At 60.5% G+C, this 22,597-nt stretch carries 20 protein-coding genes; 9 read left to right on the top strand and 11 right to left on the bottom strand.

Annotated features, from left to right (window positions below; genetic code table 11):
- Positions 1-16: 16 nt before the first annotated feature.
- The 5 genes from OHD58_RS16245 to OHD58_RS16225 all read left to right on the top strand — a co-directional run bounded on the left by OHD58_RS16245 (position 17) and on the right by OHD58_RS16225 (position 7,059).
- Positions 17-952, top strand: coding sequence for a polysaccharide lyase (locus tag OHD58_RS16245; protein ID WP_263804462.1), 936 nt, complete (start codon positions 17-19; stop codon positions 950-952).
- Positions 953-1,092: 140 nt separating this feature from the next.
- Complete coding sequence (locus OHD58_RS16240; protein ID WP_263804461.1) at positions 1,093-2,985, top strand: ABC transporter ATP-binding protein; 1,893 nt, start codon at positions 1,093-1,095, stop codon at positions 2,983-2,985.
- Complete coding sequence (locus tag OHD58_RS16235) at positions 2,985-4,886, top strand: ABC transporter substrate-binding protein (protein ID WP_263804691.1); 1,902 nt, start codon at positions 2,985-2,987, stop codon at positions 4,884-4,886. The genes OHD58_RS16240 and OHD58_RS16235 overlap by 1 nt, the downstream gene beginning before the upstream one ends.
- A 2-nt stretch (positions 4,887-4,888) precedes the next feature.
- Entirely contained in the window at positions 4,889-5,887 is a 999-nt protein-coding gene (locus OHD58_RS16230) for an ABC transporter permease (RefSeq protein ID WP_263804460.1), read from the top strand.
- Positions 5,884-7,059, top strand: a complete 1,176-nt coding sequence (locus OHD58_RS16225) for an ABC transporter permease (RefSeq protein WP_263804459.1) — start codon at positions 5,884-5,886, stop codon at positions 7,057-7,059. Before OHD58_RS16230 ends, OHD58_RS16225 begins: the two co-directional genes overlap by 4 nt.
- Positions 7,060-7,172: 113 nt before the next feature.
- On the opposite strand, the gene OHD58_RS16220 is transcribed toward OHD58_RS16225, so the two are convergent.
- Complete coding sequence (locus OHD58_RS16220; RefSeq protein ID WP_263804458.1) at positions 7,173-8,552, bottom strand: UDP-glucose dehydrogenase family protein; 1,380 nt, start codon at positions 8,550-8,552, stop codon at positions 7,173-7,175.
- A gap of 176 nt (positions 8,553-8,728) precedes the next feature.
- On the opposite strand from OHD58_RS16220, the gene OHD58_RS16215 reads away from it, so the two are divergent.
- Positions 8,729-9,721: an NAD-dependent epimerase/dehydratase family protein gene (locus tag OHD58_RS16215; protein WP_263804457.1), complete on the top strand. Its 993-nt coding sequence runs from the start codon at positions 8,729-8,731 to the stop codon at positions 9,719-9,721.
- A gap of 44 nt (positions 9,722-9,765) precedes the next feature.
- Positions 9,766-10,245 (top strand): class I SAM-dependent methyltransferase, encoded by a 480-nt coding sequence (locus OHD58_RS16210; RefSeq protein WP_263804456.1) that lies wholly within the window; start codon positions 9,766-9,768, stop codon positions 10,243-10,245.
- An 18-nt stretch (positions 10,246-10,263) separates the two neighbouring features.
- Here OHD58_RS16210 and OHD58_RS16205 read toward each other — a convergent pair whose 3' ends face one another.
- From OHD58_RS16205 to OHD58_RS16175, 7 genes are all read right to left on the bottom strand, one after another.
- Complete coding sequence (locus tag OHD58_RS16205) at positions 10,264-11,790, bottom strand: glycosyltransferase family 39 protein (RefSeq protein WP_263804455.1); 1,527 nt, start codon at positions 11,788-11,790, stop codon at positions 10,264-10,266.
- Positions 11,791-11,871: 81 nt separating this feature from the next.
- Positions 11,872-12,489, bottom strand: a complete 618-nt coding sequence (rpsD, locus tag OHD58_RS16200) for a 30S ribosomal protein S4 (RefSeq protein ID WP_263804454.1) — start codon at positions 12,487-12,489, stop codon at positions 11,872-11,874.
- A gap of 221 nt (positions 12,490-12,710) precedes the next feature.
- Positions 12,711-13,406: a 2OG-Fe(II) oxygenase gene (locus OHD58_RS16195; RefSeq protein ID WP_263804453.1), complete on the bottom strand. Its 696-nt coding sequence runs from the start codon at positions 13,404-13,406 to the stop codon at positions 12,711-12,713.
- Positions 13,407-13,492: 86 nt separating this feature from the next.
- Entirely contained in the window at positions 13,493-13,681 is a 189-nt protein-coding gene (locus tag OHD58_RS16190) for a DUF3008 family protein (RefSeq protein WP_263804452.1), read from the bottom strand.
- Positions 13,682-13,742: 61 nt separating this feature from the next.
- Positions 13,743-14,564 carry a glutamate racemase gene (gene murI, locus OHD58_RS16185; RefSeq protein WP_263804451.1) on the bottom strand — a complete coding sequence of 274 codons (822 nt, stop codon included), beginning with the start codon at positions 14,562-14,564 and terminating at the stop codon, positions 13,743-13,745.
- A complete protein-coding gene (locus tag OHD58_RS16180) occupies positions 14,557-15,414 on the bottom strand; it encodes an RNA methyltransferase (RefSeq protein ID WP_263804450.1) in 858 nt (285 codons plus the stop codon). The genes murI and OHD58_RS16180 overlap by 8 nt, the downstream gene beginning before the upstream one ends.
- A 133-nt stretch (positions 15,415-15,547) precedes the next feature.
- Positions 15,548-16,459, bottom strand: a complete 912-nt coding sequence (locus OHD58_RS16175) for an alpha/beta fold hydrolase (RefSeq protein ID WP_263804449.1) — start codon at positions 16,457-16,459, stop codon at positions 15,548-15,550.
- A 131-nt stretch (positions 16,460-16,590) separates the two neighbouring features.
- On the opposite strand from OHD58_RS16175, the gene OHD58_RS16170 reads away from it, so the two are divergent.
- Entirely contained in the window at positions 16,591-17,802 is a 1,212-nt protein-coding gene (locus OHD58_RS16170; RefSeq protein ID WP_263804448.1) for an NADP-dependent isocitrate dehydrogenase, read from the top strand.
- Between the two features lie 7 nt (positions 17,803-17,809).
- A complete protein-coding gene (locus OHD58_RS16165) occupies positions 17,810-18,286 on the top strand; it encodes a hypothetical protein (RefSeq protein ID WP_263804447.1) in 477 nt (158 codons plus the stop codon).
- A 6-nt stretch (positions 18,287-18,292) separates the two neighbouring features.
- On the opposite strand, the gene OHD58_RS16160 is transcribed toward OHD58_RS16165, so the two are convergent.
- The 3 genes from OHD58_RS16160 to recA form a co-directional block, all read right to left on the bottom strand.
- Positions 18,293-18,643, bottom strand: a complete 351-nt coding sequence (locus tag OHD58_RS16160; protein ID WP_263804446.1) for a hypothetical protein — start codon at positions 18,641-18,643, stop codon at positions 18,293-18,295.
- Positions 18,644-18,657: 14 nt separating this feature from the next.
- Complete coding sequence (gene alaS, locus OHD58_RS16155; protein WP_263804445.1) at positions 18,658-21,327, bottom strand: alanine--tRNA ligase; 2,670 nt, start codon at positions 21,325-21,327, stop codon at positions 18,658-18,660.
- Positions 21,328-21,514: 187 nt separating this feature from the next.
- Entirely contained in the window at positions 21,515-22,597 is a 1,083-nt protein-coding gene (gene recA, locus OHD58_RS16150; RefSeq protein WP_263804444.1) for a recombinase RecA, read from the bottom strand.

Genomic DNA, 22,597 nt, shown 5'->3' with positions numbered 1-22,597 from the left:
AAGCGAGAGCATCCGAATGGCCGGTTTGGCTGCGGCGGTCTGTCTATGTGGTCCGGCGGGAGCCGGAGACTCGCAAGTCCTCGTCGACGGGTTCGACGGCCCCGGTTTTTCCGAAAGCGGTGGCCTCTACTACAAGGAAAATTTCGAGCAAAGTGCCGGCATCGTCGAATTCCAGAAGGATGTCGTGCGGAACGGCGGCGGTGCCCTCAAGCTCAGCGTGAAGCCGCTCTGCGCCACGTCCAGCACGTCCTGCAGCGAACGCGCTGAAATCTGGGAAAAAACGGCCTTGCGCGTCCCCTACGATCAAGGCGTCTGGTACGGTTTCGCGGTCAAGTTCGCCGATCCGATACCCACTGACGACCACCGTTATCTCATCGCTCAATGGAAGCGGGAAATCGACCCGGGTGCCGATGGCGATTTCAGTCCGTTCCTCGCGCTGCGGCTGAGGCAGGGAAAACTGTTTGCCACGGTCGAAACCAACTATGTCGCGCCGACGGCCACATCTGTCAGCACCGCTGCCGCACCATGCACCGCCGGAACGCCGGTCTGGTACAGGCCGGAAACCAACCAGATGCGCGCGCTGGTCGCCACCGACGGCAACTGGACACCTGACGATGGCAGCCTTTTCGATGCCTGCACGGATGCAATCACCGTCACCGACCATGGCAACAAGCTGCCTGCCCCGAATACCGGATGGATCGATTTTGCGATCTTCACGAAACCTGGTCCGGACGGATCAGGCCTTATCGAACTCTTCGCAAACGGCAAACCGGTCGTGACGGTCAAGGGTCACATCGGACATGCCGATCCAGGCTTAGGCAAGAACCAGTACTTCAAGTTCGGCCCATACCGGGCAGCGCATACGACCGACTGGACCCTTTACTACGATGATTTCAGGCGATCGCCGAACTGCTCCGACGTTCTACAGAACGGCCTCTGTTCCGCCAAATAGTGCGGATAGAGCACGCCGACTTCATTTTCGTGCTTGCTAAATAAGACGGTCTAGGCAGGCTCGCGGGTGTGCGATAGTCTGTTGCTGACCCCGCAGATTTCGCGCGTGGCGAAACTCCCCGGGGCGGGGAATGGGTAGGGATGAATTCTGGCACTGATCTGTTGAGAATTGAAGATCTTGGCATTTCCTTTGCCATCGTTGGCGGGCCGATTCACGCCGTAAAACATGCAAATTTGCGGATCCTGCCCGGCAAGGTGACCGCGCTGGTTGGCGAGTCCGGCTCAGGAAAGTCGGTTATCAGCCAGGCGGTGATGGGAATATTGCCGAGGACCGCGAAAGTACGTGGACGTATCCTGTTTTCCGACCCGGCCACGCCCGGCAAGACGGCCGACATCCTGCAGATGCCGCGCGACGGGAAAGAGATCAGGTCGCTGCGAGGCCGACGTATCGGAAAAATATTCCAGGAGCCGATGACGTCGCTTTCTCCGCTGCACACGATCGGCAATCAGATCAGCGAAGTGTTGCAGATCCATACGGATATGTCCGAACCCGAACGGCGGGAACGCACCGTCGAAATGCTTGGACTGGTCGGCTTTCCCGATCCGCAGCGGGCCTACGACAAATACTCCTTCGAACTTTCCGGTGGGCTGCGCCAGCGCGCGATGATTGCGATGGCACTGATATGCCGCCCGGCGCTGCTCATCGCCGACGAGCCGACGACGGCGCTCGACGTGACAATCCAGGCGCAAATCCTGCAACTGCTCCGCGACCTCCAGTCCAAGCTGAACATGGCAATGCTGCTGATCACTCACGATCTCGGGGTGGTGGCAAACGTTGCTGACGAGGTGGTCGTCATCTACCACGGCGAAATCGTCGAAGCCGGTCCCGTGGAGGCGATATTCAGGAGGCCCAGCCATCCCTACCTGAAGGGGCTGATGGCCGCCGTTCCGCATTTCGACATGAAGCCGGGTGAAAGACTGAAAGCGCTCCGCGAAGTGCCGGTGAATGTCGAGAGCCTGCTCGGCAAACGACACGCCCCTGCAGCAACCGCGCCGGACGTTATTTTGTCGGTCAGGGGGCTGACCAAGACTTTCACCACGCGCAAATCCGGTTGGTTCGGTAGCGGGCAGAAACACGAGGTTCGCGCCGTCGACGGTGTCAGTTTTGATATTCGCCGCGGCGAATGCCTGGGACTGGTCGGCGAAAGCGGTTGCGGCAAGACCACGGTCAGCAAGATTCTGATGCGGGCGCTGACGCCGGACTCGGGCTCCGTCATCTATAATGGTCCTGACGGGCCGGTTGACGTCCTGGCTGCCGAGGGCAGCGCCCTGCGCGCGCTTCGCACTAAAATCCAGATGGTTTTCCAGGACCCGGTCTCATCGCTGTCGCCGCGTATGACGATCCAGAATATCCTGAGCGAACCGCTGGAAATCCATGATCGCGGCGATGCCCGTTCCAGGCTCGAGACCGTCAAATCCCTCATGCAGGCAATCGGCCTCGACAAGCGTTTCATCAGCCGCTATCCGCACAGCTTCTCCGGCGGCCAGCGACAGCGTATCGGTATCGCGAGAGCCTTGGCTCTCGGCCCGGATCTCATCATTTGCGATGAGCCGGTATCGGCGCTCGACGTCTCGGTCCAAGCCCAGATATTGAACCTTCTCAAGGACTTGCAGAAGGACTTGGGACTGACTTATCTTTTCATATCGCACAATCTGGCGGTGGTGGACTACATGGCCGATCGTATCGCCGTCATGTGCGGTGGTCGCATTGTCGAACTCGCGCCCCGCGAGATCCTGCTGCGGAAACCCGTTCATCCCTATACGCGCTCGCTGCTTGCCGCAGTGCCGTTCGCCGATCTCGACCGGCCGCTCGACTTCAAGACGCTTCAAGCCAGCGGAGCATCCGACACACACGCCTGGGGTCCGCAATTCCGCGACGACGGCGGCGAAGACGCTATGCACCCCGCCGATCTCGGCGGCGGCCATTTCGTGCTCGCAAGGCGCAATGTCGACGCCAGGGAGCTACGGCCATGATGATGAACAGGCGGACGGCCATCGGCGTCATCGCATCGGTCCTGGCGCCCGTTTCGGCACGCGCGACAGGCCTCGAACCGAGCTTCCTGCAGCCACAGCTCGACGAAAAGAAACTGCCGCCGCTCGCCGAACGCCTGCCGAAAGCGCCGCGTGTCGTGAATGTCGCCGCGATGGGTAGGGAACCAGGCGCATACGGCGGCTTCATACGCACCCTGATCGGCAGCCAGAAAGATATCCGGCTGATGACCATCTACGGCTATGCCCGCCTGGTCGGCTACGACGACAGGCTTCGTTTCCAACCGGATATCCTGGAAAGCTTCGAGGCGGTCGAGGACCGCGTTTATACCTTCAAGATTCGCGAAGGTCACAAATGGTCCGACGGCAGCCCGCTGACGCCGGAGGATTTCCGTTACTGCTTCGAAGATGTGTTGCAGAACGAAGACCTGTCTTCCGGCGGCCTGGCGGCCGCGTTGCTGGTCGACGGAAAAGGTCCGCGTTTCGAGGTCGTCGACGACCTGACGGTGCGCTATTCCTGGGATGTGCCGAACCCCGATTTTTTGCCCAGCCTTGCGCATGCCCAGCCGCTCAGCCTTGTGCTGCCCGCCGCCTACATGAAGCAATTCCACAAAAAGTATCAGGATCCGGACCGCCTCGCAGCCTTGATGAAGAAGAACAAGCAGAAGAAGTGGACCGGGCTGCACATCCGCATGTCGCGTCAGTACCGGCCGGAAAATCCCGAGCTGCCGACGCTGGACCCGTGGCGGAACACCACCAAGCCGCCGGCCGAACAATTCGTCTTCGAGCGCAATCCGTTCTTCCACCGCATCGACGAAAACGGGCGGCAATTGCCCTATATCGACAAGTTCGTCCTGAACGTCAGTTCCTCGTCGATCATCCCGGCTAAGGCCGGTTCTGGGGAAAGCGACCTACAGGCCATCGGCCTGAGCTTCTCCGACTACGCGTTTCTGAAGGATGCCGAGAAGCGCTATCCGGTGAAGGTCACTCTCTGGAAACGCACGCAAGGGTCGCAATTTGCCCTGTTGCCCAACCTGAACACCGCCGACGAAGCCTGGCGCAAGCTGCTTCAGGACGTGCGTATGCGGCGGGCACTGTCGCTGGCGATCAACCGCGAAGAGATCAACAAAGCGGTATTTTACGGCCTCGGCACGGAAAGCGCCGACACAGTATTGCCGGAAAGCCCGCTCTATCAGCCGGGTTTCGCCGAGGCCTGGGCCGGCTTCGACCCTGCCCAAGCCAACAGGCTGCTCGATGAGGTCGGGCTTAAGCAGCGCGGCGACGACGGCATCCGGATTCTCCCTGACGGCCGCACCGCGCAGATCGTCGTCGAAACGGCGGGAGAAAGCACCCTCGAGACCGACATGCTGGAACTGATCGCCGACCATTGGCGCGAGGTCGGGATCGCGTTGTTCATCCGCACCTCGCAGCGCGACGTTTTCCGCAGCCGAGCGCTTGGCGGAGAAATCATGATGTCGTTGTGGTACGGGATCGACAACGGCGTACCGACCGCCGACATGAATCCGGGCCAGTTCGCTCCGACCGCCGACGACCAGTTGCAATGGCCGCTCTGGGGCGCCCACTATATCTCCCACGGTCAGGTCGGCGAGCCGCCCGACCTGCCGGAAGCCGCCGAACTGGTGCGGCTGGTGAAAAAGTGGCGGCACTCGGCCGGGCTATCAGACCGCAGCAAGATCTGGACAACAATGCTCGCGCTCTACACCGACCAGGTGTTTTCCATCGGCCTCGTCAACGCCACCTTGCAGCCGGTGCTTTACTCCTCGCGCCTGCGGAACTTTCCGGGGGAAGGCCTCTACGGCTTTGATCCTACGTCGTATTTCGGAGTTTACATGCCGGATACATTCTGGCTCGCGGACGAGGCCTGAGCGTGCTGCGCTACATCCTCTGGCGCATCGCCGTCATGGTTCCGACATTGCTGATCATCTCCGCGCTGGTGTTCACCATCATCGAATTGCCGCCCGGCGATTATTTCGAAAGTTACGCAGCCGAAATGCGGGCGCAGGGCGAAGGCGTCGACATGGACCAGCTCGAGGCATTGCGGGCCGAATACGGTTTCGACAAGCCGCCGATCGTCCGCTATTTCTATTGGGTCACGGGCATGCTCCAGGGCGACTTCGGCTACTCGTTCGAGTATCAGTTGCCGGTCAGTGACGTCATCGGCGACCGCATGTGGCTGACCGTCTTGGTGTCGTTCGTTACCATCGTCTTCACCTGGCTTATCGCCTTTCCGATCGGCATGTACTCCGCCACCCACCAGTACAGCTGGGGTGACTACGGATTGACGTTTCTCGGCCTTCTTGGCATCGCCATCCCGAACTTCATGCTGGCGCTCATCCTCATGTATTTCGCCAATATCTGGTTCGGAACCTCCATCGGCCATCTGATGGACCAGAAATTTCTCGGCGAACCGATGAGCTGGGACAAGGCCAAGTCGATCCTCGAACATTTGTGGATCCCGGTCATCATCGTCGGCACGGCAGGCACGGCGGGCATGATCCGCCGGTTGCGGGCCAATCTGCTCGACGAGTTGCAGAAACAATACGTCATGACGGCGCGCGCCAAGGGACTTCATCCCTTCCGTACCTTGGTGAAGTATCCGCTTCGCATGGCGTTGAATTTCTTCATGTCGGATATCGGCTCCATTCTGCCGGCCATCATTTCCGGCGCCGAGATCACCGCGATTGTCCTTTCGCTGGAAACGACCGGACCAATGCTGATCAAGGCGCTGCAGAGCCAGGATATGTATCTCGCAGGATCGTTTTTGATGTTCCTCGCCTTTTTGACCGTGATCGGCGTGCTGATTTCGGATCTGGCGCTGGCGGCTCTCGATCCGCGAATCAGGTTGCAAGGCGGCAGCACCAAATGAATTCACCACTGCCTTCACCGGGCGCCGAACTCGCCCACTACGTTTCGACCGCGCCGTTCGATCCGTACTCGGTCGAGGCGATGACCGACGAACAGTCGCGCGTCTATCAGGCGTCGCAGCTCAAATTGATGTGGTGGAAATTTCGACGGCACAAATTGGCCGTCGCGTCCGGCATTTTCCTTGCCTCGCTCTACGCGATGATTTTGGTCTGCGAGTTCCTGGCGCCGTATAACCTGCATACAAGGAACATGGATTTCATCTACACGCCGCCGCAACGCGTGCATTTCTTCCACGATGGCCAGTTTGTCGGGCCGTTCGTCTATGGCCGGCAGATGCGGCTGGACATGGACACGCTCAAGCGGGAATACACCGACGACAAGAACGAAGTGCAGCCGCTCCGCTTCTTCTGCCGGGGCGACGCCTACAAGTTCTGGGGGCTGTTCGAAAGCAATCTGCATCTGGTCTGCCCAGCGCCGAACGGCCAGTTTTTCCTTCTCGGCACAGACCGGCTCGGGCGCGATGTCCTGTCGCGCATCATCTACGGCGCGCGTATTTCACTCACCATCGGGCTCTTTGGCATAGCATTCAGCTTCGTGCTCGGCATCGTCATCGGCGGGCTGGCCGGCTATCACGGCGGCATATTCGACCTGGTGGTTCAGCGCATCATCGAGGTGTTGCAATCCATACCGAGTATTCCGTTATGGATGGCGCTGGCAGCGATCATGCCGGTGACCTGGAGTCCCATCCTGATTTACTTCGGGATCACCATGATCCTGGGACTGCTCGACTGGACCGGGCTGGCGCGTGCGGTTCGGTCGAAACTTCTCGCCTTGCGCGAAGAGGACTATGTGCTCGCCGCCCAACTCATGGGTGCGAAGAGCAGTCGCATCATCGGCCGACATCTGGTTCCCGGCTTCATGTCGCATTTGATCGCCACCGCAACCATCGCGATTCCAGGAATGATCCTTGGAGAAACAGCGCTGAGCTTTCTCGGGCTTGGCCTGAGACCACCGATCACCAGTTGGGGCATCCTGCTAACCGAAGCGCGTGGTGTCAGCGTGATCGCCTTCTATCCATGGCTGCTGTTTCCAATGATACCCGTCATTCTGGTCATCCTGGCGTTCAATTTCCTGGGTGACGGCCTGCGCGACGCCGCCGATCCCTATCGGTAGCCGCAGCGCCTAATGCATGTCGCCCGAAAGTGACCTCGGTTTCGGGATAACGACATGCATCAAATCAAAGAATCTGAAGCGTGGCCGCCGAATCCTATTCGGCGCGACACGCTTTAGGCTACTTCGCGCTTCGACGATACGGGCTGTGTCGCGCCGTTTTGGCGGATCGAGTCGCCACGGCCGATCGCATAGTAGAGCAGCCCGTGCTGACGCAGTTGCTCGGGGTCGTAGAGATTGCGGCCGTCGACAACCACCGGATTGAGCAGGTTCGTCTTCAGCCAGGCGAAATCGGCCACCCGGAACTGCTTCCATTCGGTGCAGATCGCCAGCGCATCCGCACCGGCAGCTGCCTCCTGCGGACTGGATGCAAGCAGGAAATCCGGCCGTTCGCCATAGTGGTGGCGGGCTTCTGCCATTGCCTCCGGATCGAAGGCCCGCACCTTGGCCCCGGCATCCCAAAGCGCCTCCATCAGAACCCGGCTCGGCGCCTCCCGCATGTCGTCGGTGTTCGGTTTGAACGCCAATCCCCAGATCGCGATCGTCCGGCCTGCCAGATTGCCGTCAAAAGCCTGTGAAAGCTTTTGAAACATCACACTCTTTTGCGCGTTGTTGACGCGCTCGACCGCCTGCAGCATATCGGCCTGCAACCCTGCGTCATTGGCGATGCTGGCCAGCGCACGCACGTCCTTGGGAAAGCAGGAGCCGCCATAACCACATCCCGGATAGATGAACTGGTAACCGATGCGGGGATCCGAGCCGATACCCTTGCGTACTTCCTCGATATCCGCACCGAGCCGTTCCGCGATATTGGCGATCTCGTTCATGAAGCTGATCTTGGTGGCCAACATGGCGTTGGCGGCATATTTGGTCAGCTCGGCCGAGCGCACATCCATGTACATCAGCTTGTCATGGTTGCGGTTATAGGGCGCGTAACAATCATAAAGCGTCTTGCGGACAAGTTCGGACTCGGTGCCGATGATGATCCGGGCCGGTTTCGTGAAATCCTCGACCGCACTGCCCTCTTTCAGGAATTCCGGGTTCGAGCACACCTCGAATTCATGACTAACCGCGCGCGCTGCCATCGCCTGAGCGATTGCCGTTCTGACCCTGTCACCCGTGCCGACCGGAACCGTCGACTTTCCGACGACAATCTTGGGGCCGTCGATATGGTCGCCGATAGTCCGTGCCACGTCGAGCACGTGGCTAAGGTCCGCGGAGCCATCCCCATTTGGCGGCGTGCCTACGGCGATGAATATCAGGTTGGCAAACCGGACGCCTGCCGACCCATCGGTGGAAAACGTCAATCGGCCGGCCGCGGCGTTGCGGACGACGAGTTCTTTCAGCCCTGGTTCGAAAATCGGAACTTCGCCGCACTTCAGCGTCGCTATCCTTTTATCGTCGATATCGATGCACAAGACATCGTGTCCGACGTCGGCAAAACAGGCGGCTGTGACCAGACCAACATAGCCGGTTCCGAAGATCGTCAATCGCATAAAGAAATTCCCTGAGTGTCCGGTAACCGGCGCCTCGACGGAGGTGGACCCATCTCCAAAGCCCGGCAGGTCATTGCAAAGTTCGTCGTTCAATCTTATCCGTCGCTCTAGATAGACGCGGCGCGGGGGATTTGCCACACCGCCCAAAAACGTGGTGTGACCGCGCGGGGGAGACGATGAAGGTTCTTTTGACCGGAGCGGCTGGTTTCATCGGCTACCACACCGCCCATCGGTTGCTTGAGCGTGGCGATCATGTCCAGGGCATCGACAGCCTGAACGACTATTACCCCGTCAGCCTCAAGCACGATCGCCTCGCATTGCTTGGCTCGCAGCCAGGCTTCCAGTTCCAGCAACTCGATGCCGCGCGGCGCGATCTGTTCGAAACAATCGGCGAGCATGTTGCTGACGCCGATGCGATCGTGCATCTCGCCGCGCAGGCAGGCGTTCGTTACTCAGTCAAAAACCCCTTTGCCTATGTCGATTCGAATGTCACCGGACAGGTGGCGATTTTCGAACTGGCAGCGAGGCTGCCGAAGCGGCCGCCTGTGGTCTATGCCAGTTCATCATCCGTCTATGGTGCCAGCGAAACCGTGCCGTTTTCGGAAACCGCACGCGCCGATAGCCCGGTTTCGGTCTACGCGGCCACCAAACGAGCAGCAGAGCTGCTCGCACATGCCTATGGCGATCTCCATGGCATCCATTCCACCGGATTGCGGTTTTTCACCGTCTACGGCCGCTACGGCCGGCCGGACATGGCGCCGTGGCTGTTCACCGACGCCATCCTGAAAGGCAACCCGATCTCGGTCTTCAACCACGGCGAAATGCAGCGCGATTTCACGCATATCAGCGACATCGTCAATGGTGTTGTCGCGGCGGTCGACCGCATTACCGGCGATCCCGCCGGCACGGAACCGATCTACAATCTTGGCAACAATTCTCCGACCATGCTGCTCGACTTCATCGCGGCGATCGAGAAGGCTGTCAGGCGCCCAGCAATCATGGAGATGAGGCCGAAGCCTTCCGGAGACGTACTGCGCACCTTTGCTGACATCTCGCTCGCTGAACGGGATCTGGGGTTCAAACCGAAGACCAGCCTCGAAGACGGTATCGCCGACTTTGTCGATTGGTTCAGGAATTATCCCGGCCTGAACCTTGGCAGCGCCTCCTAGCCAGCAATTCAGCCTTATTCTTCAAACAGCCAGGTTCTTCGCATATGAGCCGTCTCGACAGTTTTATCCGCCGGATCACCGCCCAGCGGGATATCCTCGACCACATATCGGCGGAAGTCGCCCAGATAGACGGAGCCGTAGTCGAGCTTGGTCTCGGCAACGGAAGAACCTACGATCACCTGCGGGAGCGCCTGCCAGGACGCCGCATCATTGCTTTCGACCGCGCCCTCGCCGCGCACCGTAAATCGACCCCCGGTCCGGAAGATCTCGTCCTCGGGGAGATTCGCGAGACCGCTGCGGCAATGGTCGGCATGCGAGCGGCACTGGTCCATGCCGACATCGGCACCGGCTATGCCGAAAAGGACGCCATGACCCTAACCTGGCTTCCCGGACTGACCGCACAATTGCTTCGTTCGGGGGGGATTGCGGCCAGCGGCTTGCCCCTCGACCATCCGGAACTTGTGCCTCTTGTCCTGCCCGCTTCCGTCACCGAGGATCGGTATTTCCTCTATCGGCGCAAATGATCGCGGTAGCGACCGGCACTAGCTCTCCGGATAACGCATCAGCAGCGTAGCATTCCAAACCGGCGACGCATTCGCACCGGCCACCGCTGGCACTTCCAGATTTCGCTCCACATCGACGCGTCCGAACAGTTCCATCGTTTTTGCACGGCACTCTTCAATAGGCGACACGGCGCAAATATAGGCACCGCCCTTTTTCCGGGTGTCGTCTTCCGTCACCCAGGGCGTGAATTCCAGAGACGACTGCTGGATCGCGTAAGGCCGATCGGGTGCGTAGAACGACACCGCATTGGCAACCATATTGTCCCCGGCAACGATAGGCAGCGGCTTGCCGGTAGCATTGCGCCACTGCGCCTGGACGGTCTCGGCAATCGCATCGAGAGGCGTAGCGCTGTTGCCCCGCGCCTGCTGCAATGACCGTTCCTTGATCCAGGGCGCCAGCGTCAGCAGGCTTGCCGCATAGATCGCCATCATGATCGGCACGACGAATTTCTGGCGTGCCGCGAGGTTGGCCGGCAACAGCGTGACCAGGAAAAACGGAAGGAAAACAAAGAACGGTATTGCCCAGAGCGACGAGACTTGCGCGTTCAGCGCCAGGCCGAGTGCGATAGTCAGCAGAGGCGCAAGCACGGTTACGGAAATAAGCGCCCTGCCCTGAGGCGTCTGGCCAAGTGCACGCCATTGGCTCAAGGCAAAGAGCGGCTGCGCGTCACCAGGAGAGCGGTGAGGGATCAAAAGCAGGAACACAGGCAACGCGTACAAAACCGCCGCCGCCGGAAAGCGCAGCGCATAGGAAATGGCGTCCGACCAGTTGCCGGAGCCCTGTTGCGACGCGTAGCGAACCGTCACGAAATCGTTTTTGATCATCCACATAAGGTGCGGAGCCAGCGCAAGCGCGCCCGCCAGCACGGTAAGCCACGGCAGCCGCGTGGAAAGAAGCGGCCTCACCTGCCGGTCAAGAAGTCCATGTGCGGCGATCGCCATCAACAACACGATCGAATGGTATTTCGCCAGGATCGCCAATGCTGCGAAAAGCCCCAGCAAAACCGCATCAAGCGCGGAGCGCCGCTCGATCAGTCTCAGATAGAAGAGGAATGTCAACGCCCACAGAGGCAGCATTGCCGACGTGGCATTGTAATTCTGGGCCAGAAACGTCAGCGGCGGCAGAAAAAAGGCGGAAGCCACTAGGAGTATCTGCTGATCACGATTGAAGAACCGCGTCGAAATCCGCCACATCGCCCATATCGCGATCGCGACGCTTGTTGTCGAAAGCAGATAGTAGAAGGCGTTGGCTCGAGGAAAGACTAGGAACCATAGCGCCGACGTCCAGGCGAAGAATGGCGGGTGCTTGTAATAGCCCAGCTGCCAGCCTATGCCCCAGGCGAAGTTCTCGACCATGTCGCCATGGGTATCGAGATTGTAGCTGCTCAGTGTAGCCTGCAGCGTCCAGAAGGCGACGTAGATGACGATGATCAGCGAAACCGCCAGGCTGGCAGTTTCGTGGCGGCCATCGGACGCCGGATTGCCGGGCGATTGGCGGCTGTCCATAGTCTGCCTTCTACTCGCGTCGTAGAGGAAGCGGCCGAAAGCCGCTCCCCAGCATTTCATCCGGAAAGACCCGGAGAACGATCAGCGCGAATAGAACTCGACGACCAGATTCGGCTCCATCTGCACGGCGAACGGCACGTCGGAGAGGCCGGGAACGCGGGCGAAGGTGGCGGACATCTTGTTGTGGTCGGCTTCGATGTAGTCGGGCACGTCGCGCTCGGCGAGTTGCACCGATTCGAGAACGATTACCAGCTGCTTCGACTTCTCGCGGACTTCGACAACATCGCCCGGCTTGCAGCGAAACGAACCGATGTTGACACGACGGCCGTTGACGTTGACGTGGCCGTGATTGACGAACTGGCGCGCGGCAAAGATCGTCGGAACGAACTTGGCGCGATAGACGACCGCATCGAGACGCGACTCCAGCAGACCGATGAGGTTCTCGGAGGTATCGCCCTTGCGGCGGTTTGCCTCTTCATAAACCTTGCGGAACTGCTTTTCGGAAACGTCGCCGTAGTGGCCCTTCAGCTTCTGCTTGGCGCGCAGCTGCAGACCGAAGTCGGAAAGCTTGCCCTTGCGGCGCTGACCATGTTGGCCAGGACCATATTCGCGCTTGTTGACTGGGGACTTCGGACGACCCCAGATGTTTTCGCCAAGACGGCGATCAAGTTTGTATTTCGCGGATTCGCGCTTGCTCATCGCATTCCCTTTCAAACAAATACACCCGGAACCTCATGTTTCGAGTGAAGGAAACGCGCCCTCCTCTGGCTTCCGTTTTCGAAGCCTGACAGGATTTTCCACGCACGCTTTGCGGCAAAATCCACGGGACACGTCAAATGAAACACCGGGCATTGCGGCCCGGCGTTGGCGGCTAACTAGGCGAAAGCTTCCGGAATGTCAACGCCGTGGCGAAAGCCAGCTCATGCAGCGTCGTGGAAGATGATGCCTGCCGTATAGCGTTCGCCGGAACGCACCCGGCTTACACCGTGCCGCATCTTGACGCGATAGTCGCCGCGCGTCCCGGCCTTGGGCCGGTCGTTGACCGCAAACAGCGCGCCATGTCCCATGCGTAGCGGCACCACCTCAGCACGCGATTGCATGCGTGGCCGTTGTTCGGTCAGAACAAATTCGCCGCCTCCAAATTCCTTTTCCGGATCGCTCAGCAGGATCACCAACTGGATCGGAAACAGGTGCTTTCCATAGACGTCCTGATGCAGACAATTATAGTCACCCGGTCCGTATTTGAGCAGCAGCGGGGTTGGCTTTTTCTGGCCGTCGGCATGGCATTCGCTCAAAAATGCATCCAGCGTTTCAGGATACTGGCGGTCAAGCCTCATACGCCGGTTCCAGATGTTGCCGAGCGGCGCCAAATGTTCATAGAACGCACTCCTAAGCTCGGTGATCTGCCGCGGCAGCGGATCGGCGAAATATTTGTACTCGCCGGCGCCGAAACCATGCCGTTGCATGATGATGTGGCTGCGGAAGTGACCTTCTCCGTCGTAGAGCGCCCGCAGCGCCCAGCATTCTTCGGCACTGAGTAACTGGCCTGTCGTCGCGACGCCGAATTCGTCCAGATTGTGCCGGATGGCATCCCAGTCGATTTGCAGTGATTTCATCGGTTCGGTCCTCGTTTCTTGAGGACACTAACCACCCTTCCTATCACCGGCATTCCGTTTCTTGCGCAATGGAGACGGGCGAAGGATCAGTCCTTCGACTTCTTCTCCGGCAGCCCTTTGCGTTTGGTTTCGGCGAACTCCTCGAGCTGTTTCTCGCTCATGGATTCGTACATCCCTTTCGACGCACCCTTGAGTTCACTCTTCTTGGTATCGCCGCGTTTTGCCGACAGCGCCGCACCAGCGGCTTTCTGCTGGGCTTTCGATTTGGCTGGCATCGCCAGGGCCTCCTTGTTCCGACCAAAGCCAAACGCAAAGCAGCAAGCCCGGTTCCGCCAATCAAGTGCGGATTTCGATGCCTTTCGCCACCTGCAAACCAAATCCCTGCATCAGCCGCGCAATGGCGAAATCGACCTTGCCGGACGTGAAGACCGCGATATCTCCCGCGCGCAGCACCGCGGCCTTGTTATCGCCACCGCCGTTTTCATCTAGCAGCGACTTCACCCGCCGCGCGATCGCTTCCGCCGGGTCGAGCCAATCCACCGGCCACGGTGCCGTCTTGCGCATGCGATTGACCAGAAGCGGGTAATGGGTGCAGGCGAGCACGACAATGTCGGTGCGCTTCCCGTCCTGCTCCATGAAGCACGGCGCAATCTCGGCGCGCACCGCTTCCTCGTCGACGAATCCGTCGCGCATGTAGGTTTCCGCCAGCCTGGCAAGCTGGGTGCTGCCGACGAGGCGGACATGGCACTTCGATGCCCAGGCAGTGATCAGGTCGCGTGTATACTGGCGTTTCACCGTGCCGGGCGTCGCCAGCACCGAGACGAGACCGGAGCGCGTCCTTTCCGCAGCCGGTTTTATCGCCGGTACAGTGCCGACGAACGGCACCTCAGGATAAGCCTGGCGGAGGTCAGTCAGTGCAAGAGTGGAAGCCGTGTTGCAGGGAATGACGGCGATTTCAGGCTGGTGTTCACGGAGCAGCCCGCCGAATAGCTCGATCAGCCGCGCCCGCAGCCCGTCCTCTTCCCAATCGCCGTAGGGAAACGCCGCGTCGTCCGCGATGTAGACGAAGCGGCGATCGGGCATCAGGACACGCGCCTCCCGCATCACAGTGAGGCCGCCGATGCCGGAATCGAACATGAGGATCGGTTTTTCAGTCATTTTCCCCGCCCGTCGCCTTCGTCGAGGAAGACGGCCGTTTTCCCGACTTCGCCGACTGATCGGCCTCGGCCTTGCGTTCCGGATAACCGGCGCCGCGAGGCTGTTTCGGTGAAAAATAATCAAGCGACGTGACAACCCCCCGCAACAGCTTGATCTCGGCCGTGGCAAATCCCGCCCGCGTCAGCACCGCGCGCAGATTGTCCAACATTTTTGGCTTTTTTGCCGCGGGCCGGAAGTAACCGCGCGCATCAAGAGCTTCTTCGAGATGCGACATCAGGCCGATCAGTTGTTCTTTCGGCGCCGGCTCGATTTGCGGTCCGGTAAAGGCCGTGTCCGTTTCGGCTTCCAGGCCCGACTTCATCCACTCGTAGGACATCAGGAGGACCGCCTGCGCAATATTGAGCGAGGCAAAGGCCGGATTGACGGGGAAGGTGACGATCTCGTCGGCCAGGCCCACCTCTTCATTGCTCAGGCCAAAACGCTCGCGGCCAAAAAGGATGCCGGTCGCCTGCCCCGATATAGCCTTCCCCCTCAACATGCGGCCCGCCTCGACCGGTCCGCGGACAGCCTTGAAACCGTCACGCTCCCGTGCCGTGGTGGCAAAAACGAAAGCAAGGTCAGCGATTGCCGCCTCCAGCGTCTCAAACACCACCACATTATCGATGACATGATCCGCCTTGCTCGCTGCCGCCCGCGCCTTGTCGCTTGGCCAGCCGTCGCGCGGATTGACCAGCCGCAAGCGGGAAAGCCCGAAATTCGCCATGGCACGCGCGACCATGCCGATATTCTCGCCGAGTTGCGGTTCGACAAGGATGACGGCCGGCCCTTCGGAGACCGGGTTCTTGTCCATGGTCGTTCCTGTCATATCAGTCTGGCGCCTTCGATCGTGGCTTTCGCGCGTCCGTGACATATTCGGCTGTGAAAATGAAGCTTTGGCAAAGAAACTGAACCGACGGGAACGAACAGGTCGCCTTCGATCCGGCTCATGCTCTGCCGAGGAACAGCCGGATCGCGCCGGCAACTTCAGCCGGCTTCTCGTGCAGGATCCAGTGGCCAGCCCCGGCAAACTTGCGGATCGTCAAATCCCGCGCATAGCGATCCAACCCTTCAAGACATACAGGCCGCAACGCCTCATCCGCCTCTCCCCAAACAACCAGATGCGGCATGCGCACGGCCATTGCCTCGTCCGGCAATGAAAGCACAAAAGAATCGCCGGGCTGCTCCCCGGGCAATGGCACGGCGATCGGTGACGCACGGTACCAATTGAGCATCGCGGTCATCGCGCCTGGTTCGCTCCAAGCCCTTAGGTAGTCGGCTCTGATTTCTTCCGTCATCCAATCGGTCCGCGAAAAACCAGAGATCATTTTGCGGGTTCGCCGGAACCCGTCCTCCGACATCAGTGTATCCGCATCGGGCGCCCGCAGCCGGTTGATGTACTGGCTCGCCCTGCGCTGGGCTTCATCCTCGAAGATCGCGCGCTGGAAACAGGCCGGGTGCACACCATTGGCAATAATCAGGTGGCTTAGCCGCCCTGGATGGGCGAAGGCATAGGCATAGGCGATCGACGCACCCCAGTCGTGCCCGGCCAGCACAAAGGGTTTTTCGGGCGAAAGACGATCGGCAAGTCCGGCAAGGTCGGCAACCATGTGGCGGGCACGGTAAGCGTCGACACCTTGCGGCTTCGACGACAGGTTAAAGCCGCGCTGGTCAGGTGCAACGAGGTGATAACGGTCCGCGAGTGCGGTCATGACCTCGCGCCACGCCGCCCAGTATTCGGGGAACCCGTGCAGACAGATTATCAATGGATTCTCGGGGTTTCCGGCGGCGGCATAGTGCAGTTCGACACCATCGGCCGCATGAAATCCGAAGCGAATCCCGCCGCTGTCATCCGACATCATTTCTTCCCGAAAAATGCATTGCCGCCATGGCTTTGCCTCTACGGCACACAGTGCTATAGGGGCCGCGACTCCTGATGCAAACCTCCCGGGACGGTCCGTCCCGCACCCCACGAAACGAGGCATTTCTCATGGCAAAGATCAAGGTGGAAAATCCGGTCGTCGAGCTCGACGGCGATGAGATGACGCGGATTATCTGGCAGTTCATCAAGGAGAAACTGATCCACCCTTATCTCGATATCGACCTCAAATATTACGACCTCGGTGTCGAGCACCGTGACGCAACCAGCGATCAGGTGACCATCGATGCCGCCAACGCGATCAAGAAATACGGCGTCGGCGTCAAATGCGCGACGATCACGCCGGACGAGCAGCGCGTCGAGGAGTTCTCACTGAAGAAAATGTGGAAGTCGCCGAACGGCACCATCCGCAACATTCTCGGCGGCACCATCTTCCGCGAGCCCATCATCATGAAGAACGTGCCCCGGCTGGTGCCGGGCTGGACCAAGCCGATCATCGTCGGGCGCCATGCCTTCGGCGACCAGTACAAGGCGACCGACTTCCTGTTTCCCGGAAAAGGCAAGCTGTCGATCAAGTTTGTCGGCGACGACGGCAAGACGATCGAGCACGAGGTGTTCGATGCGCCGTCCTCCGGCGTCGCCATGGCGATGTACAACCTCGATGAATCGATCCGCGAATTCGCCCGCGCCTCGTTGAACTACGGACTGCTGCGCGGCTATCCGGTCTATCTGTCAACCAAGAACACCATTCTCAAGGCCTATGACGGCCGCTTCAAGGACATCTTCCAGGAAGTCTACGAAAAGGAATTCGAGGCGCAGTTCAAGGACAAGAAGATCTGGTACGAGCACCGCCTGATCGACGACATGGTCGCGTCGAGCCTGAAATGGTCGGGCGGCTACGTCTGGGCCTGCAAGAACTACGACGGCGACGTGCAGTCGGATACGGTTGCGCAAGGGTTCGGCTCGCTGGGCCTGATGACCTCAGTGCTGATGACGCCGGACGGCAAAACCGTGGAAGCCGAGGCCGCGCACGGCACCGTGACGCGTCACTACCGCCAGCACCAGAAGGGCGAGGAAACGTCGACCAACTCGATCGCCTCGATCTTTGCCTGGACCCGCGGGCTGGCCCATCGCGCCAAGCTCGACGGCAATGCCGAGCTCAAGAAATTCGCCGACACGCTGGAAAAGGTCTGCATCCAGACGGTCGAGAGCGGCTACATGACCAAGGATCTTGCCTTGCTGATCGGCGCCGACCAGCCCTGGCTCTCGACCACCGGCTTCCTCGACAAGATCGACGAGAACCTGCAGGCCACGATGGCGTAAGGATGGCATGACGGACGACGAGACAGACCAGCCCGCCGCTTCCGAAACGAAGGTTCCGGAAGCGGAACTCGTCGACCGGCGGGCTCACGAACTGCTGCTCGAGGCTTATGCGAACGGCAGCGTAGCGCTTTTTTCCGATCCGGACCCGGAACGGCTTTCCATCGACAAAAAGGCCGGCAACCGACTGGTCGCAGTGCGGCTCGCCTTCTATCCGGACGAGGCGCGGGATCACCTCTCGCCGACCAATTCTGGACGCTATTGGGCGCTGAATGGTGGTTACATGGCCTTCCTGAAGGAAGACCCGCCGACGGGCGGCGGCGGCACGCGCGGCCGCAATCCCGAGATGGAAGCCCTGCGCTTCACCTACATGAAGCTCAGGCTGAATACCTTCTGGCTTTCATTCGGCCTGTCGATCGCCGGCTTCGTCATCTCGCTGATCTCGATCGCGATTGCATTCTATTTCGGCGACCGCTTTCCACGATAGGCGCGTCTACTCGTTGCGCCAACTGTAGACCGTCAGGTCGCCAAGCCCCTCGCCTGTCGTGGTAATGGCGAGGATATTGCCCCGCGCATTGCGAAAGCGGAACGCGCAAAAGCCCATACCGGTACCGGAACAGGCCTCCGTCTCCGGGTAGGCGCCGCAGATTTCGACGCGCGTACCGCAACGCTGTTCGGCGGACTGGGCAGGCTCCTGCGGCGATGGCGACCAGCCGGCCGAAAGGAGTGTCAGCCGCGCTTGCACATAAGGCATGTCCTTTTTCAGCGCTGAATTGTCGGCACCGGCTGCCTGCAGGACAGACACCGCAAGAGCCAGGACAACGAACCCGCAAAGCGTGCGCATTGTTGCGTCTTCCGTCAGGCCGCCTGCATCGCCGCCTTGACCGCGGCGATCGCGTCCCCGGCTTTCGAGGCATCGGGACCGCCGGCCTGCGCCATGTCCGGCCTGCCGCCGCCACCCTGGCCGCCAAGCGCCGTCGCGGCAACGCGAACGAGATCGACGGCGCTGAAGCGGTCTGTCAGATCGTCGGTAACCGCAACGACGACACTCGCCTTATTGTCCTCGCCAGCGCCTACGAACACGACGACACCCGAGCCAAGCGATTTCTTGCCGTCATCCGCCAACGGCTTGAGATCCTTTGGCGAAACACCGGAGACGCTTCTGCCGAGAAAACCCACTCCGGCAACTGTTTCATTCTCGCTGCCAGCGATCGAGCCGGCAGCACCGCCACCGAGCGCCAGCTTCTTGCGCGCATCGGTCAGTTCGCGCTCCAGCTTCCTGCGCTCGTCCACCAGCGCCTCGACGCGGGCCAGCGCATCGGCAGGCGAAACCTTAAGCGCCGAAGCGATGGCCTTCAGGCGGCGATCCTGCTCGTCAAGGTGGCGCCGGGCGGCATCGCCGGTCAACGCCTCGATGCGGCGCACACCGGCTGCAACCGCGCTGTCCGACACGATGCGCACCAGACCGATATCGCCGGTCGACCTGACATGCGTACCGCCGCAAAGCTCGACCGAATAGGGCCGGTTCGCCTTGTCTCCATGCAGGCCGGTGCCCATCGATACGACGCGCACCTCGTCGCCATATTTCTCGCCGAACAGCGCCATAGCGCCCTCAGCGCGCGCATCGTCGACGCTCATCAGCCGCGTCGTGACGGGGCTGTTCTGCACCACGATCTCATTGGTCATGCGCTCGACCTGCTCAAGTTCCTCCGGCGTGATCGTCTTGTTGTGCGAGATGTCGAAACGCAGCCGTTCCGGCGCTACCAGCGAACCCTTCTGCGCGACATGCGTGCCAAGTACTTCCCGCAACGCCTCGTGGATAAGATGCGTGGCCGAGTGGTTGGAGCGGATACGCGTGCGGCGGGCATGGTCGACCTCCATCTCGACAGCCGCGCCCGGCTTCACCGTGCCCTTGGTCACCTTGCCGAAATGCACGAACAGGCCGTCACCCCGCTTCTGGGTATCGGTGATCTCGACGGCAAACCCCTCGCCGGCGAACCTGCCGGTATCGCCCATCTGGCCGCCGGACTCGCCGTAGAACGGCGTCTGGTTGACGACGATGGCAACCAGCTCGCCCGCACCGGCCTGCGCGATCTCCTTGCCGTCGCGCACCAGCGTCAGCACCATGCCTTCGGCTTTCTCGGTGTCGTAGCCCAAAAACTCGGTGGCGCCGGTCTTTTCCTTGATACCGAACCAAATCGTCTCAGTGGCGGCCTCGCCGGAACCGGCCCAGCTCTTGCGCGCCTCGGCCTTCTGCCGCTGCATCGCGTCGTTGAAGCCATCGAGATTGACCGAAATGTTGCGCTGGCGCAGCGCATCCTGCGTCAGATCGAGCGGGAAGCCGTAGGTATCGTAGAGTTTGAACGCGGTCTCGCCGTCCAGCATGTCGCCGGCGCCGAGCTTTTCCGTCGCCTCGCCAAGCAAGCCGAGGCCACGAACAAGGGTCTTGCGAAAGCGGGTTTCCTCAAGCTTGAGCGTCTCGGTGATCAATGCTTCGCCGCGCACGAGTTCCGGATACGCCTGGCCCATTTCGCGCAGTAGTCCGGGCACCAGCTTCCACATCAGGGGCTCGCTGGCGCCGAGGAGCTGTGCGTGGCGCATGGCGCGGCGCATGATGCGGCGCAACACGTAGCCGCGGCCCTCGTTCGAGGGCAGCACGCCGTCGGCCACCAGGAAGGACGCGGAACGCAAATGATCGGCGATGACGCGGAAGGACCCGATGTTCTCCCCATCGGGACCACGCCCGAGAGCGGACGCCGTCGCGTCGATCAAATGCCGGAACAGGTCGGTTTCGAAGACGCTCTCCACCCCCTGCAGGATCGAGGCCATGCGCTCCAGCCCCATGCCGGTGTCGATCGACGGGCGCGGCAGATCGATGCGCTCTTCCTTGGTCACCTGTTCATATTGCATGAAGACCAGGTTCCAGAACTCGAGGAAGCGGTCGCCGTCCTCCTCCGGGCTGCCGGGCGGGCCGCCCCAGATATGTTCACCGCGGTCGATGAAGATTTCAGAACACGGACCACAGGGACCGGTATCGCCCATCGCCCAGAAATTGTCCGAAGTCGGGATTCTGATGATGCGGTCGTCGGAGAAGCCGGCGATCTTTTTCCAGTAGCCCGCTGCCTCGTCGTCGGTGTGGTAGACGGTGACCAGCAGCTTGTCCTTCGGCAGCCCAAAATCCCTGGTGATCAGATTCCAGGCAAGCTCGATGGCGCGCTGCTTGAAATAGTCGCCGAAGGAAAAATTGCCGAGCATCTCGAAGAATGTGAGATGACGCGCGGTATAACCGACATTGTCGAGGTCATTGTGCTTGCCGCCGGCGCGCACGCATTTCTGTGAGGTCGAAGCACGCGCGTAGGGCCGCTTCTCCAGGCCGGTGAACACGTTCTTGAATTGCACCATGCCGGCATTGGTGAACATCAACGTCGGGTCGTTGCGCGGCACGAGCGGGCTCGAGGCAACGATCTCGTGGCCGTTCTTCTTGAAATAGTCCAGAAATGCCGACCGTATCTCGTTGACGCCACTCATGCTTCTGCCTTTGTGAAAACTCCGCCGTAAACCCCGCGCGGAAAATGGACATGGCCTTTTATCGTCAGCACCTTGCCCTGTCCAGAAACACCGGGCAGCTCAAACATCCATCGTCAGCGGGAACTGGACCCCTCAAAACAAAACCGCCGGCATAAAGCCGGCGGTCGTTGCCTGAGAAGAAAATCGATCACATCTCGGCTGCATCGTCCTCGATCTCACCACCGCCGTTCTCCAGGAATTTTTCGGCGATCAGACCGGCATTCTGGCGCAACGCCAGTTCGATTTCACGCGCCAGTTCAGGATTGTCGCGCAGGAACAGTTTGGCATTCTCGCGGCCCTGGCCGAGGCGTTGCGAGTTGTAGGAGAACCAGGCGCCCGACTTCTCGACCACCCCCGCCTTGACGCCGAGATCGACGAGTTCACCCGTCTTGGAAACACCTTCGCCGTACATGATGTCGAATTCGACCACCTTGAAGGGCGGCGCCAGCTTGTTCTTGACCACCTTGACACGGGTCTGGTTGCCCACGACTTCTTCGCGGTCCTTGACCGAACCGATGCGGCGAATGTCGAGACGCACCGAGGCGTAGAACTTCAGCGCATTGCCGCCGGTCGTGGTTTCAGGCGAACCGAACATGACGCCGATCTTCATGCGGATCTGGTTGATGAAGATGACCATCGTGTTGGAGCGCGAAATGGAAGCGGTGAGCTTGCGCAGCGCCTGGCTCATCAGGCGAGCTTGCAGGCCGGGCAAGGAATCGCCCATCTCGCCCTCGATTTCGGCGCGCGGCGTCAACGCCGCGACCGAATCGACGACCAGCACATCGATGGCACCGGAACGGACCAGCGTATCGCAAATCTCCAGAGCCTGCTCGCCGGTGTCCGGCTGCGAGATCAGCAGATTTTCCAGATCGACGCCGAGCTTGCGCGCATAGACCGGATCGAGTGCATGTTCGGCATCGACGAAGGCGCAGATGCCGCCCTTCTTCTGAGCTTCGGCGACTGTATGCAGGGCCAGAGTGGTCTTGCCCGAGCTTTCCGGCCCGTAAATTTCAATGATGCGGCCTCGCGGCAGGCCACCAACGCCGAGCGCTATGTCGAGACCGAGCGAGCCGGTGGAAACCGTGCCGATCTCCACCACCTGCTCATTGGCCCCGAGCCGCATGATCGAGCCCTTGCCGAAGGCGCGTTCGATCTGCGAAAGCGCGGCGTCGAGCGCCTTTGTCTTGTCCACTGAATTGTCCTCTACCAGCCGCAATGAATTCTGAGCCAT

Origin of the sequence: Mesorhizobium sp. ZC-5, from assembly GCF_025753855.1 — a bacterium.
Classification (GTDB): Bacteria; Pseudomonadota; Alphaproteobacteria; order Rhizobiales; family Rhizobiaceae; genus Neomesorhizobium.
The sequence above is the reverse complement of the archived record's forward strand: the minus strand, read 5'-3'. Positions and strand labels throughout refer to the sequence as shown.

Bases quoted from the DNA above. Each gene is read 5' to 3' on its own strand.
- OHD58_RS16245 (WP_263804462.1), top strand. From the start codon at position 17: ATGGCCGGTTTGGCTGCGGCGGTCTGTCTATGTGGTCCGGCGGGAGCC.
- OHD58_RS16240 (WP_263804461.1), top strand. From the start codon at position 1,093: ATGAATTCTGGCACTGATCTGTTGAGAATTGAAGATCTTGGCATTTCC.
- OHD58_RS16235 (WP_263804691.1), top strand. From the start codon at position 2,985: ATGATGAACAGGCGGACGGCCATCGGCGTCATCGCATCGGTCCTGGCG.
- OHD58_RS16225 (WP_263804459.1), top strand. From the start codon at position 5,884: ATGAATTCACCACTGCCTTCACCGGGCGCCGAACTCGCCCACTACGTT.
- OHD58_RS16220 (WP_263804458.1), bottom strand. From the start codon at position 8,552: ATGCGATTGACGATCTTCGGAACCGGCTATGTTGGTCTGGTCACAGCC.
- OHD58_RS16215 (WP_263804457.1), top strand. From the start codon at position 8,729: ATGAAGGTTCTTTTGACCGGAGCGGCTGGTTTCATCGGCTACCACACC.
- OHD58_RS16210 (WP_263804456.1), top strand. From the start codon at position 9,766: ATGAGCCGTCTCGACAGTTTTATCCGCCGGATCACCGCCCAGCGGGAT.
- OHD58_RS16205 (WP_263804455.1), bottom strand. From the start codon at position 11,790: ATGGACAGCCGCCAATCGCCCGGCAATCCGGCGTCCGATGGCCGCCAC.
- rpsD (WP_263804454.1), bottom strand. From the start codon at position 12,489: ATGAGCAAGCGCGAATCCGCGAAATACAAACTTGATCGCCGTCTTGGC.
- OHD58_RS16195 (WP_263804453.1), bottom strand. From the start codon at position 13,406: ATGAAATCACTGCAAATCGACTGGGATGCCATCCGGCACAATCTGGAC.
- OHD58_RS16190 (WP_263804452.1), bottom strand. From the start codon at position 13,681: ATGCCAGCCAAATCGAAAGCCCAGCAGAAAGCCGCTGGTGCGGCGCTG.
- murI (WP_263804451.1), bottom strand. From the start codon at position 14,564: ATGACTGAAAAACCGATCCTCATGTTCGATTCCGGCATCGGCGGCCTC.
- OHD58_RS16180 (WP_263804450.1), bottom strand. From the start codon at position 15,414: ATGGACAAGAACCCGGTCTCCGAAGGGCCGGCCGTCATCCTTGTCGAA.
- OHD58_RS16175 (WP_263804449.1), bottom strand. From the start codon at position 16,459: ATGTCGGATGACAGCGGCGGGATTCGCTTCGGATTTCATGCGGCCGAT.
- OHD58_RS16170 (WP_263804448.1), top strand. From the start codon at position 16,591: ATGGCAAAGATCAAGGTGGAAAATCCGGTCGTCGAGCTCGACGGCGAT.
- OHD58_RS16165 (WP_263804447.1), top strand. From the start codon at position 17,810: ATGACGGACGACGAGACAGACCAGCCCGCCGCTTCCGAAACGAAGGTT.
- OHD58_RS16160 (WP_263804446.1), bottom strand. From the start codon at position 18,643: ATGCGCACGCTTTGCGGGTTCGTTGTCCTGGCTCTTGCGGTGTCTGTC.
- alaS (WP_263804445.1), bottom strand. From the start codon at position 21,327: ATGAGTGGCGTCAACGAGATACGGTCGGCATTTCTGGACTATTTCAAG.
- recA (WP_263804444.1), bottom strand. From the start codon at position 22,597: ATGGCTCAGAATTCATTGCGGCTGGTAGAGGACAATTCAGTGGACAAG.